General features: G+C 38.4%; 13 protein-coding genes. All 13 read right to left on the bottom strand.

What is annotated here, in order from left to right; translation table 11 throughout:
- Window positions 1-577 precede the first annotated feature (577 nt).
- Entirely contained in the window at window positions 578-2062 is a 1485-nt protein-coding gene (gene lysS / locus ACQKM9_RS18790; RefSeq protein ID WP_427735917.1) for a lysine--tRNA ligase, read from the bottom strand.
- Between the two features lie 170 nt (window positions 2063-2232).
- Window positions 2233-3075 carry a tRNA dihydrouridine synthase DusB gene (dusB, locus tag ACQKM9_RS18795; protein WP_427735955.1) on the bottom strand — a complete coding sequence of 281 codons (843 nt, stop codon included), beginning with the start codon at window positions 3073-3075 and terminating at the stop codon, window positions 2233-2235.
- Between the two features lie 28 nt (window positions 3076-3103).
- Window positions 3104-3328, bottom strand: a complete 225-nt coding sequence (locus ACQKM9_RS18800) for a helix-turn-helix domain-containing protein (RefSeq protein WP_427735918.1) — start codon at window positions 3326-3328, stop codon at window positions 3104-3106.
- Window positions 3280-3801, bottom strand: a complete 522-nt coding sequence (gene folK, locus ACQKM9_RS18805; protein ID WP_427735919.1) for a 2-amino-4-hydroxy-6-hydroxymethyldihydropteridine diphosphokinase — start codon at window positions 3799-3801, stop codon at window positions 3280-3282. Before folK ends, ACQKM9_RS18800 begins: the two co-directional genes overlap by 49 nt.
- Window positions 3801-4166, bottom strand: coding sequence for a dihydroneopterin aldolase (gene folB, locus ACQKM9_RS18810; RefSeq protein WP_427735920.1), 366 nt, complete (start codon window positions 4164-4166; stop codon window positions 3801-3803). Before folB ends, folK begins: the two co-directional genes overlap by 1 nt.
- A gap of 50 nt (window positions 4167-4216) precedes the next feature.
- Window positions 4217-5068, bottom strand: coding sequence for a dihydropteroate synthase (folP, locus tag ACQKM9_RS18815; RefSeq protein WP_427735921.1), 852 nt, complete (start codon window positions 5066-5068; stop codon window positions 4217-4219).
- Window positions 5068-5904 (bottom strand): aminodeoxychorismate lyase, encoded by an 837-nt coding sequence (pabC, locus tag ACQKM9_RS18820; RefSeq protein WP_427735922.1) that lies wholly within the window; start codon window positions 5902-5904, stop codon window positions 5068-5070. The genes folP and pabC overlap by 1 nt, the downstream gene beginning before the upstream one ends.
- A complete protein-coding gene (pabA, locus tag ACQKM9_RS18825) occupies window positions 5904-6497 on the bottom strand; it encodes an aminodeoxychorismate/anthranilate synthase component II (protein ID WP_427735923.1) in 594 nt (197 codons plus the stop codon). Before pabA ends, pabC begins: the two co-directional genes overlap by 1 nt.
- Window positions 6494-7873: an anthranilate synthase component I family protein gene (locus tag ACQKM9_RS18830; protein ID WP_427735956.1), complete on the bottom strand. Its 1380-nt coding sequence runs from the start codon at window positions 7871-7873 to the stop codon at window positions 6494-6496. Before ACQKM9_RS18830 ends, pabA begins: the two co-directional genes overlap by 4 nt.
- A 210-nt stretch (window positions 7874-8083) precedes the next feature.
- Complete coding sequence (gene cysK, locus ACQKM9_RS18835) at window positions 8084-9013, bottom strand: cysteine synthase A (RefSeq protein ID WP_427735924.1); 930 nt, start codon at window positions 9011-9013, stop codon at window positions 8084-8086.
- A gap of 362 nt (window positions 9014-9375) precedes the next feature.
- Window positions 9376-10257, bottom strand: a complete 882-nt coding sequence (gene hslO / locus ACQKM9_RS18840) for an Hsp33 family molecular chaperone HslO (protein WP_427735925.1) — start codon at window positions 10255-10257, stop codon at window positions 9376-9378.
- An 18-nt stretch (window positions 10258-10275) separates the two neighbouring features.
- Window positions 10276-11040 (bottom strand): type III pantothenate kinase, encoded by a 765-nt coding sequence (locus ACQKM9_RS18845; RefSeq protein ID WP_179078297.1) that lies wholly within the window; start codon window positions 11038-11040, stop codon window positions 10276-10278.
- A gap of 120 nt (window positions 11041-11160) precedes the next feature.
- Window positions 11161-13182 carry an ATP-dependent zinc metalloprotease FtsH gene (gene ftsH / locus ACQKM9_RS18850; RefSeq protein WP_427735926.1) on the bottom strand — a complete coding sequence of 674 codons (2022 nt, stop codon included), beginning with the start codon at window positions 13180-13182 and terminating at the stop codon, window positions 11161-11163.
- Window positions 13183-13216 lie beyond the last annotated feature (34 nt).

The raw sequence follows: 13216 nt of genomic DNA on the forward strand, positions 1-13216 counted from the left end.
TCCATAAAAGTAGTTTGAAAGCTCATTAGCTTTGCTAGCGTATCATCCGAAGATGATATCTATTTTTTGTTTTGATCCACCAACAGAGTTGATGTCCAAAAACATTTATTGATTAACGTCTTGCATGTTCAGTTTTCAAGGTTCATTATGTTTGTCACTTCGTTAGCGACATTTAATATTATATCGCGATAACTTTTCGTTGTCAACAACTTTTTTAAGTTATTTTCAAACCGTTGTTTCGAACTCGTTATCATTGCTTGTTTATCAGCAACTTTTATATCTTATCAAATTCACTACTCAGTGTCAACAACTTTTTTAAGTTGTTTTCAAATCGTTTTGTTAGCTAAATTAGCAACTCAATTAATATATCACTATATTAATTCTAACGCAACACTTTTTTTCAAAAAAGTGAAATCATATTTATAAGTTAACATTAGAAGCTTACAAAAACAGCTTGTCTTCTATTGTAATGAACTTCTTAGTAATTTTCAATCAAAAAGCTAACCTCTCTAATAGAACGTAAATAAAAAAGACTCTAGTATTAACTAGAGTCTTTTCTATAAGAAAACCTTAGTATTTAATCACGAGGACGCATTGTAGGGAATAATAATACATCACGTATAGTTTGTGAATTCGTTAACAACATGATTAAGCGATCAATACCGATACCTAATCCACCTGTTGGCGGCATACCATACTCTAATGCTTCAATGAAGTCATCGTCCATTTCGTGCGCTTCATCATTACCTGCTTCTTTTTCAGCAAGCTGCGCTTCAAAGCGTTCACGTTGGTCGATTGGATCATTTAATTCAGTAAAGGCATTTGCATGCTCACGACGTACAATGAATAATTCAAAACGATCTGTGAATCGCTCATCTTCAGGATTCTTCTTAGCTAATGGAGAAATCTCCACTGGGTGACCATAGATAAATGTAGGTTGAACTAATGTTTCTTCTATTTTCTGTTCGAAGAATTCATTAATAATATGACCTACTTCCATAGAGTCTTTAATTTCAACACCGTGTTCTTTTGCATGTGCTCGCGCTTCTTCTTTCGACATTGGAGTCCAGAAATCTACACCAGTTGCTTCTTTAACCGCATCTACCATATGCAAACGAGTCCAACCTGGCGCTAAACTAATAACATCATCGCCATATTGTACATCAGTTGTACCTAATACTTCTTGCGCTACGTGAGAAATTAAATTTTCTGTAAGCGCCATGATGTCACGGTAGTCAGCATACGCTTCATATAATTCAATCATAGTAAATTCCGGGTTATGGCGCGTTGACATACCTTCATTACGGAATACACGACCGATTTCATATACTTTTTCAAGTCCACCAACGATTAATCGTTTTAGATGAAGTTCAATAGCAATACGCATATATAATTCCATATCTAATGAATTGTGATGCGTAATGAAAGGACGAGCTGCTGCTCCACCTGCAATTGTGTGTAGCATAGGTGTTTCTACTTCAAGGTAACCATTGCCATCTAAGTAACGACGGATAGCTTGAATAATTTTAGATCGAGTAATGAAAGTTTGTTTACTTTCTTCACTCGTCATTAAATCTAAGTAACGTTGACGATAACGTTGCTCTACATCTTTTAAGCCATGGAATTTCTCTGGCATTGGGCGTAGTGATTTAGTTAGGAAAGTAAATTCTAATGCTTTAACAGAAAGTTCCCCCACTTGAGTACGGAAAACATTACCTCGAATACCTACGATATCTCCTAGGTCCGCTTGTTTAAACAATTCGTATGCTTCTTCACCAATAGCATCTTTACGAACATAAATTTGTACTTGTCCACCCAAATCTTGAATATGTGCAAAACCAGCTTTACCTTTACCACGTTTTGTCATAATACGACCTGCGATTACAACTTCATGTAAATCTTCTTCTAATTGTTCTTTAGTAAAATCCACATACTGTTCTTTAATTTCGTTTGATAAATGCGAACGTTCAAAACGGGCACCGAATGGATCTAAGCCGTTTTCTCTAATAGAAGCCATCTTTTGGCGTCTCACCAAAATTTGGTCATTTAATTCTTCAGACACGATATTCACTCCTCATTTTTTGTTCCGCTATGCAGTCCATAATGTACTTATTGTACACAATTTCGCTGGACGATTCACGTCTTTATCATCATTTACTAGTAAATACTTCATAATCCATTAGCTCCTAAAGAAAAAAGTCGTCACTTCAAAGGCGACGACTCGGGGTTTCATTAAATAATATGGATAGCTTTTTCTGCTGCTTCTCGTTCTTCGAATTCTGCTACTAAAGCATTTAGTAATGTTCTTAATTCTAACGCTGTCTCAGTTTGGTTAATGGCATTACGTGCCTTACCATTACCGCGAATGCCCTTTAAGTACCACGAAGCATGTTTACGCATTTCACGAACAGCTACAACTTCTCCCTTTAATGCCATTAGGCGCTCAAAATGAAGCAGGCAAACATTAATTTTCTCACGAACAATTGGTTCATCAATTAATTTACCTGATTTCAAATATTCCACTGTACGGTATATCATCCAAGGGTTACCTAGTGCAGCACGTCCAATCATAACGCCATCTACCCCAGTTTGTTCAAGCATACGTTTCGCATCTTGAGGCGTTTCTACATCTCCGTTTCCGATAACAGGAATGTTGACGTTCTCTTTCACTTGACGGATAATATCCCAGTTTGCATGACCTTCATACATTTGAACACGTGTACGACCATGGACAGCAACTGCAGATGCTCCAGCACGTTCTACCGCTTTAGCATTATCAACCGCAAAGACATGCTCATCATCCCATCCAATACGCATTTTCACGCTGACTGGTTTTTTTACATTTTCTACTACGGCCGCTACCATTTCATATACTTTATTTGGATCTAGAAGCAATTTAGCCCCTGCTTCACATTTGATAATTTTATTTACTGGGCAACCCATGTTGATGTCGATAATATCCGCAGTTGTGTTTTGATCTACATATTTAGCTGCTTCTACAAGCGTCTCTTTATCGCCACCAAATATTTGTAACGAAAGTGGGTTTTCACGTTCATCGATGTGAAGCATACTCATTGTTTTATCATTACGATAAACAATCCCTTTATCCGTATAGTTGGCGCTTTCCTCCACCTTTTAATTCGTCCATATTTATATCAAGCGCTGTCGCTATGATTTGTAACTGTTCTTCCGTTGGCAAACGGTCCCCACGTTCAATTTTACCTAAAATAGAAGTAGACATACCAACTTTTTTCGCAAATTCGACCTGCTGAATTCTTTTTAGTTTTCGAAATGCACGAATTCTTCTACCCCAGCGATCGTTTTCCATTGCCGTACGCCTTCTTTCCCAACACTAGATAGTATCGATTGCAACGCTTCGTTTGTTTTAGGATAAATGAGATCTGGAGCGATTTCCAATAATGGTACGAGAACAAAAGCACGTTCATGCATTCTAGGATGCGGAACAATAAGTGTCTCTGTTTCAATATTGTCGTGATTATAAAGCAAAATGTCAAGGTCTATCGTTCTTGGACCCCAACGAATTACGCGAATACGCTTTAACTCATTCTCAATCGTTTGGCACAATTCAAGTGTTTTTTCCGGATTCAACGAAGTACGAATTTGCACAACTATATTAAGGAATGCGTCTTGGTCTGTAAAGCCAACAGGATCAGTCTCATATACAGAAGACACCGCAACAACTTCCACCTCTGGATGTTCAGTTAGTAGCTTGACTGCATGTCGCAAAGTTTGCAACCGCTCTCCTATATTGGATCCTAGAGAAATAAAGGCCTCATTCATTAAAACTCACCTCTTGTCAATTCAACAGACACTTCGCGGTAATGACCTGGAATCGGCGGGTCAGGTTTAATCATCTCTACACGCAACCCTTTTACTTGCCCTTCATATGTAGCCAGAATACGCGTCGCAATTCGCTCTGCAACAGCTTCGATTAATTTATACGGTTCGCCTTCAACAATTTCTTTGCAAATCATATAAACTTCCGCGTAATTCACTGTATATTCAAGCTCGTCTGTCTCCCCAGCTTGATGTAAATCTACCGCTAGTGATATCGATACCCTAAAACGCTGACCAATAGCGGTTTCGGCAGCCAATACACCGTGATAGCCATAAAACTCCATATCTTTTACATGGATATAATCCATAGTTAACACTCCACTTCATCATTAGAAATATTATTTTAAAACAAATCTTATCATTCTACATTTGGTTGTTTATCTAATAAGACATCCATCATTCGTGTCATACGGGTGATTTCCTTAACATCATGTACACGTACCATATGGCAACCTTTATCGATTCCGAAACAGACTGTAGCACCTGTACCTTCCACCCGTTCTGTAACTGGGAGATCTAAGATATTACCAATCATTCTTTTGCGAGACGTTGCAAGTAATACAGGATAACCCATTTCCACCAATTGAGGTAAAGCTTGCATCATTAATATATTTTCGTGGTGTGATTTCGCAAATCCAATCCCTGGGTCTAACCAAATATGTGCATCAGGTACCCTAGCAGATTTGGCGATTTGAACGCTCTTTTCTAAATCAGCTTTGGCTACCTCCCAGGGGTTTTCTCCATATTCTTCATTTTCTCGGTTATGCATTAAAATAATTGGCACATTTAACTCTGCAGCCACATTAGCAATTTCAGGGTCGTACTTAGCTCCCCAAATATCATTAATTATATGTGCTCCAGCTAAAACAGCTTGTCTTGCCACTTCTGCTTTATATGTATCGATTGAGATCAATACATTTACCTCTTTACGAAGCTCTTTAATAATAGGTAAAACACGAGCTAATTCTTCTTCGACTGAGATTTGAGTATGTCCCGGGCGAGTTGATTCGCCTCCAATATCAATAATCTTTGCACCATCTGCTACCATTTGCTTTGCTTGAGCGACCGCCGCTTCTAAATCGTTGTATTTTCCACCATCTGAAAAAGAGTCTGGCGTTACATTTAATATCCCCATCACAAACGTCTCTTTATGGAAGTCGAGTATATGCCCATCAATAGTTAGTGGTGTTGTATAATTGTCTAGGTTCATCAAAATCTCCCTTTCTCATCATTTATGCTTTTAACATACTGCTCATGAAGAGCTTTGTAAACCGGCCCGTTATTTCCCAGGAAATTTTTCCCTTGCAAAGAGTTGATTGGGATAAGCTCTTGAATAGAAGTTGTTATAAAGCACTCATCCGCTTGTTCTAACTGCTCTCTAGTATAGAACCCTTCTATAACAGTCATTTGCCGCATCACTTGTCCACGCGTAACACCTGGCAAAATACCCGTTTCAATAGAAGGCGTATATATCTTGCCATCCGTCACCCAAAAAACATTTGACGTTATACCTTCTGCTACAAAGCCCTCTTCATTCATGAAAAACCCTTCAAAATCAGCTAAAGATGGTACTTCAAATCTAGCTAATACATTATTCGCATAGTGATGGGATTTATGGCGGATTGATTGTTCCGGTGAATTACGCTCTGTATTCAACCATATTGCTGATTTCTCTTGCCCTCTCACCATCTTAGGTAAAGGTTTACGAAATACAATAACAGTCGGTTCAGTATAACTTGTTGGTTTTAACCCAATATCATGCACACCTGCCGATACATTCAAACGGAAATAACCATCTTCTCCATCACAACGTTTATCCAACTCACGAATAATCGCTAACAATTCATCAAAGCTATATGGTAAAACGATACGATAGTCATCTAATGCTCGTTGCAGCCTTTTACAATGCTCTTCCCACAGAAATACGTCCCCGTCATACGTGCGAAATGTTTCAAAGAAGCCTAACCCATACAAAAATCCGTGATCAAATGGCGAAATCCTTAAATCTTCACTCTGTACATACTCCCCGTTCATCCAACACCACATTAGTTACCACTTCCTTCAGTAACCTCACAATAGCACTCGATAAAGTTCTGCAATATCTTCTTACCTTCCTCTGTCATAATCGACTCCGGATGGTACTGAACACCTTCAATCGGATAATCCTTATGACGAATCCCCATTATCTCACCTTCTGCTGTCGACGAAGTAATTTCTAGACATTCAGGTAAAGTTCCACGTTCAACAATTAATGAGTGATAACGCGTTGCTTGGAACGGATTTGGTAGCCCACTATTTACACCTTTACTATCATGCTGTACAGGTGACGTTTTACCATGCATTAAACGTTCTGCACGAATAACTTTCCCACCAAATACTTGCGCAATCGCTTGATGCCCTAGACAGACACCAAAAATCGGAATGCTCCCTGCAAAATGAGCAATGATTTCTAAACTTCTACCGGCTTCATTTGGACTACAAGGTCCTGGAGAGATAACAATCATAGCAGGCGCAAGCTTCTCAATCTCCTGCACTGTTAACTCATCATTCCTTTTCACGATAAGCTCTTGTCCAATTTCACCAAAATATTGCACAAGATTATAGGTAAATGAATCATAGTTATCAATCATTAAAATCATATGTTACACTCCTCCGCCATTGCCTTCGCTTGCCATAAAGCCTTTGCCTTATTTAGCGATTCAATATATTCATTTGCAGGAATAGAATCTATCACAATACCCGCACCTGCTTGTATATATGCCATCTCTTCCTTAATAAAAGCCGTACGAATGACGATATTAAGTTCTAAATCACCATTGTATCCTAACCAGCCGATTGACCCTGTATATAATCCCCGACGAACCGTTTCAAGTTCCTCAATAATTTCCATAGTACGAATTTTGGGTGCACCTGTTATTGTGCCACCAGGGAATAGCGCTCTTACAACATCTGCATTCGAACAATTTTCATCTACAATGCCCCGCACATTCGAAACAATGTGCATAACATGCGAATATCTCTCAATCACCATAAACTCATTTACTTCTACAGTTCCATATTTTGAGACACGACCTAAATCATTACGCTCTAGATCAACGAGCATAACATGTTCCGCACGTTCCTTTTCATTATCAATTAATTCTTGTGCCAATCGTTCATCTTCAACAATATCCTTCCCTCTCGGGCGGGTTCCTGCTATTGGGCGAGTTGAAAGCTCCTGCCCTTTTTTCTTCACAAGTAATTCAGGAGAACCTGAAACGACAGCAAATTCAGGAGAATTGATAAATGCCATATACGGAGAAGGATTAAACGAACGTAGCGCCTCATACATTTGCATAGGTTCTGCACCAAGCTCTTTTGCTTGTCTAACGGATAGATTCACTTGGAACACATCACCTTGCGCAATATAATTTTGCACTTTACGGACAGCCTCTTCAAAAACCTCTGACGATAGTGATACTTGTAGCTTTGTTACATCATGCACAACATCAGTAGCCGCTCCCTCCGCAAACATTTGCGATTTTAGACCTCTCTCTATAGCAAGTTGCCAATCGCGCGCTCGTTGTTCAAGGTCTACATTGCTAGATGAAAGCTTCATCAAATGAACTTGTTCTTCCACTACATCAAATACAGCCCATTCATCAAATAGATAAAAATATAAATCCGGTATTTGCAGATCATCCTCCGCTAGATCCGGTAGGTTCTCTATTTTTCGTGCATAATCATATGAGATAAATCCTGCTGCCCCACCCTGGAAATCCGGAAAATCGACATTAGCAGGCAATCTATATTCTGCCATTAAATCTTCCAACAAATGTAATGATTCTCCTACCCGTATTTCTTCTCGTCCATCACGCCAAGAAATAAGTATGCCGTCATCTGTCGAACGTACTACAGCCATCGGGTTCCACCCTGCCACTGACTGCTGACCACCGCGGCCACTCTCTAATAACAAATGATACTGTTCACTTTTTACAAGTTCCTTAAACGCATAAAAGAATGACTGTTTATCCATCGAAAAAGATGGATAGTTAATTAACGATAAGCTCAAGAACTCTTCCTCCAATTAATTAAATTTATATTTTACAAATTTTGTTTTAAAAATTGCACCGACATCTAACAGTATATGAAAATGAAAGTCAGAGAGCAAAGTTCTAGAGAAAATATAGACAAAAATAAAAAACGGAGCACATATATGCCCCGCTTAGAATTTAATATAGTGGAATTAGTCGTCAAAGTGGTAAAGAGGCGTACTTAAGTATCTTTCTCCATTCGATGGAAGAATCGCTAAAACGTTTTTACCTTTACCAAGACGTTTTGCTGTTTCGATTGCTGCGAAAATAGCTGCTCCAGATGAAATACCACCTAATACACCTTCTTCTTTAGCAATTTTACGAGCTGTATCAAATGCAGCGTCATTTTCCACTGGGAAGATCGAAGTATAGATTTCCGTATTCAACACTTTTGGAATAAAACCTGCTCCGATCCCTTGAATTTTATGAGGTCCCGGTTGTGCCCCAGCTAGAACTTGAGAATCTTTTGGTTCTACTGCAATAATTTCAATTTCAGGATATTTTTCTTTTAATACTTCTCCTACACCTGTAATTGTACCACCAGTACCAACACCAGCAATAAATGCATCGAGATTTAAGCCATCAAATGCTTCAACTATTTCTGGACCAGTTGTTACACGGTGAACTTCAGCGTTTGAAGGGTTTTCAAATTGTTGAGGAACAAACCAGCCATTTTGTTCAGAAAGCTCATTTGCCTTTGCAATTGCACCTTTCATCCCTTCAGCGCCAGGTGTTAAAACAAGATCCGCTCCGTAAGCACGTAGTAAATTGCGACGTTCCATACTCATTGTATCAGGCATTACTAACACTGCTTTATATCCCTTAGCAGCTGCTACCATTGCAAGACCAATACCAGTATTACCACTTGTCGGCTCAATTAATGTGCTTCCCTCTTTTAACTTACCAGCTTTTTCAGCAGCTTCAATCATCGCTAAAGCAATACGGTCCTTAACACTACTGCCCGGATTAAAGTATTCTAGTTTTACGTAAACATTCCCATCATTCGGTCCTGTAACATTATTCAATTTCACGATTGGCGTTTTACCAATTAAATCTGTTACTGAATTAACTAATCTACTCATCTTTTACTCACTCCTAATTCCTAGTAATTTTATAGGTTTTAAATTATCTTAATTTTACAACCTATTGGTTACGTTTGTCAAATGAAAAACTATTTACTCTACTAAAAATGCAAACTATATTCCTAAGTAACAAATCCCACCAATGAACCCTAAGATCATTCCTTATAGACGTGTATATTCATTCCACTCATGTAAAATAAAAAAGACTACTCTACAATTAGTATGTGCAGAGTAGTCTAGATATCATTATTTTATAAGTCTTTATCATGCATCAATATGTCTTCACAATATAAATGTTTCGGCATTTAATTAAGATACAGACTAATTTAAATTACATTCTTCAGAATAGATTTACTAACATTTTAAGAATTTATTTCTGTTATGAATCCTTCTAATTCTTCTTTTGAGTATTGGTACTTTTCTTGACAGAAGTGACAATGAGCTTCTGCTTTTCCATCTTCTTCGATCATATCACGTATTTCTTTTTCACCTAAGCTAATGATAGCTGCGCCAAAACGTTCTTTTGAACAACTACATTCAAATTTCACAGGCAATGTATCTAGCATTTGAACATTATCTTCACCTAATACGGCTTTTAAGATTTCTTCAGGTGTGAAACCTTTTTGAATCATTTTAGAAACCGGTTCGATTTTCGATAATTGGTTTTCAATTTGCGTAATGGTTTCATCATCTACACCAGGTAGAAGTTGTATGATAAATCCGCCAGCCGCCAGAATAGAATCATCTGTATTTACCAAAACACCAAGACCTACTGATGAAGGTACCTGTTCAGATGTAGCAAAATAATATGTGAAATCTTCTGCAATTTCCCCAGAAACAATCGGCACTTGTCCAGAGAAGAAGTCACGTAAACCTAAGTCTTTCACAACTGTTAATGCACCTTCAGTACCAACAGCTCGGCGCACATCTAGTTTTCCTTGAGGATTCAAATCAAATTCTACATGCGGATTTGTAACATAACCACGAACTTCACCTTGTGCATTCGCGTCTACGATCATCGAACCAATTGGTCCATTACCTTCAACTTTAACAGTGATTTTATCTTCACCTTTTAACATAGCACCCATCATCACTGATGCAGTCATTGTACGACCAAGTGCCGCAGAAGTTGTTGGCCAAGTATCATGACGACGTTGTGCTTCCCCAACCGTTTCAGTTGTACTCACAGCAAATGCACGCACACTATTATTAAACCCTAACGCTCTTACTAAATAATCTCCCACTCTTATATTCCTCTTTTCTTATTGATTTCTCTTATATATTATACGCAGTCCCTTTAAAGTTAAAAATGGATCAACAATATCGATAATTGTTGATTCTTTCGCAATCAATGAAGCAAGTCCACCCGTTGCAATTACAAGTGGTTCCTTCTTATTCTGCACCTTCATTCGACTAACGATACCTTCTACTTGTCCAACATAACCGTACACGATACCGGATTGCATAGCAGATACCGTATTCTTTCCAATAACATTACCAGGTCGCATAATTTCAACACGCGGCAATTTAGAAGCACGTGCAAATAATGCTTCTGTTGAAATATTAATACCAGGCGCAATTGCCCCACCCATATAGTCACCTTTATCATTCAAATAACAATAGGTTGTTGCCGTACCGAAATCTACAATAATCAGTGGCGATTCATACTCATGAAGTGCAGCTACAGCATTCACAATACGATCAGCACCAACTTCCCTCGGATTTTCATATTTGATATTCAGACCTGTTTTCACACCAGGTCCAACAATCAATGGCTCTAGAGAAAAATACTTACGACACATTGCCTCTAGTGAAAACATTATCGGAGGCACTACTGAAGAAATAATAATACCATCTATATCAGCAAAAGATAAATCCACATGTGTGAACAATGATTTAACCTGCATTGCATATTCATCTTCTGTCTTATGCGGGTCAGTTTCCATACGCCAATGATGCATAAGTTTGTCATCGTTAAATATACCAAGGGAAATATTCGTATTCCCAGTATCCATTACTAAAATCATCAACCCAAGCCTCACTTACATACAGTTTTCTGAAAGAATCATAACATATTTTGGCCTAATAAAAGAAGCTGATTGCCTTATGCGTACACAAAGGTCAATCAGCTTCTAATTTAATAGCTATTATTTTCGTTCTTCTTGAATACCATCATTTGATGTTCCATCCTGCTTTTCAGTAGGTAGGTCACTTGATGTTGGATCAGCAGTTCCAAATACATCAAGCTTTTCTTCTTTAACTAAAGTTACATTTTTAGATTCATTACTTTCAAGTACTAGATCAGCTTTTTTACCATTACTTTGGTTATAAGGTCTGTCTGGCAATTTCCCATGATCTTTTAGATGTTGAATCTGTTCTGCATCTAATGTTTCAACTTCAAGTAAAGTTGTAGCAATTAAATTTAGAAGATCACGATTTTCAGTAAGAATACGTTTTGTACGGTCATATTGCTCTTTTACCATACTTTGCATCTCTTGATCAATTTCGTAAGCAATTTTATCTGAATAGTTTTGTTCAGAATTGATATCTCGACCTAAGAAGACGTTGCCCCCTTGGCTTGAACCAAATTGCAATTGACCAAGTTTATCACTCATACCGTATTCGGTAACCATTGAGCGAATAATACTTGTTACGCGTTGGAAGTCATTATGAGCGCCTGTTGAAACTTCACCAAAGACGATATCCTCAGCTACACGTCCACCAAGTAAACCTGCTACTTTATCAAGAAGCTCCGGTTTAGTCATGAAGTAACGATCTTCTTTTGGAAGCATTACAGCGTAACCGCCAGCTTGACCACGAGGTACAATTGTTACTTTATGAACTTTTTCAGCCTCATCCAATATTAATCCAATCACAACGTGTCCTGCTTCATGGTATGCAACAATATTACGTTCTTTTTGTGAAATGACACGACTCGTTTTAGCAACACCAGCAATTACACGGTCTGTTGCTTCATCGATATCTCCCATGTCTATTTTCTTCTTATTCGTACGAGCAGCGACAAGCGCGGCTTCGTTTAATAAGTTTTCTAAATCTGCACCAGAGAATCCTGGTGTACGTTGAGCAATTGCTTTTAGGTCCACTGATTCGTCTAAAGGTTTTTTACGAGCGTGTACTTTAAGAACCGCTTCACGACCTTTTACATCTGGGCGTCCAACTGTAATTTGACGGTCAAAACGACCTGGACGTAATAATGCAGGATCTAGAATGTCTGGGCGGTTCGTTGCAGCAACGATAATAATACCTTCGTTTTCACCGAAACCATCCATTTCAACAAGTAATTGGTTTAATGTTTGTTCACGTTCATCATGACCGCCACCTAAGCCTGCGCCACGTTGACGACCAACTGCATCAATTTCATCGATGAATATGATACATGGTGCGTTTTTCTTCGCGTTTTCGAATAAATCACGAACACGTGAAGCCCCCACACCAACAAACATTTCAACGAAGTCAGAACCACTAATAGAGAAGAATGGTACACCAGCTTCACCGGCTACCGCACGTGCTAGTAAAGTTTTACCAGTACCAGGAGGTCCTACAAGTAGAATCCCCTTCGGAATACGCGCTCCAATATCATTGAACTTAGTAGGATCTTTTAGGAAATCTACTACTTCTACAAGTTCTTGTTTTTCTTCGTCGGCGCCAGCTACATCTGTAAAACGAACTTTTTTCTTCTGATCGTCATACAGCTTAGCTTTACTTTTCCCGAAGCTCATTACACGATTACCGCCACCTTGTGCCTGGTTCAATAAGAAGAAGAACAGGATAAAGATGATGATGAATGGAATAATTCCAGTAAAGAACTGAATCCATCCGCTCGTTTCAGGAGCAGGTAAAAAGTTGATTTTCGAGTTGTTTTTTGCCGCAGCATCAATTTTATCCATTACTGCTTGGTTATCACGAGGTATAGTCGTTACGAAAGATTCACCTTTTTTGTAACCCTCTAATTCACCTTTAACGACATAAACCAATTTGTCAGGCTGTAACTCCGCACGGGTTACTTTGCCTTTATCTAGTGCTGTTATAAACTCGTGATACTGTATTTCTTTCGTCGGTTGGTTCGAGTTATTAAACGTACCAAAAATCCCGATGATCACGAGGAAAATTAATAAATATAATATGGTGTATCGAAATATTCGATTCATCCCCAGCCTCCTCACAAGGTAAACAGAAAAACTA

It is taken from the genome of Viridibacillus sp. NPDC093762 (genome assembly GCF_050279675.1).
Taxonomy (GTDB): Bacteria; Bacillota; Bacilli; order Bacillales_A; family Planococcaceae; genus Viridibacillus.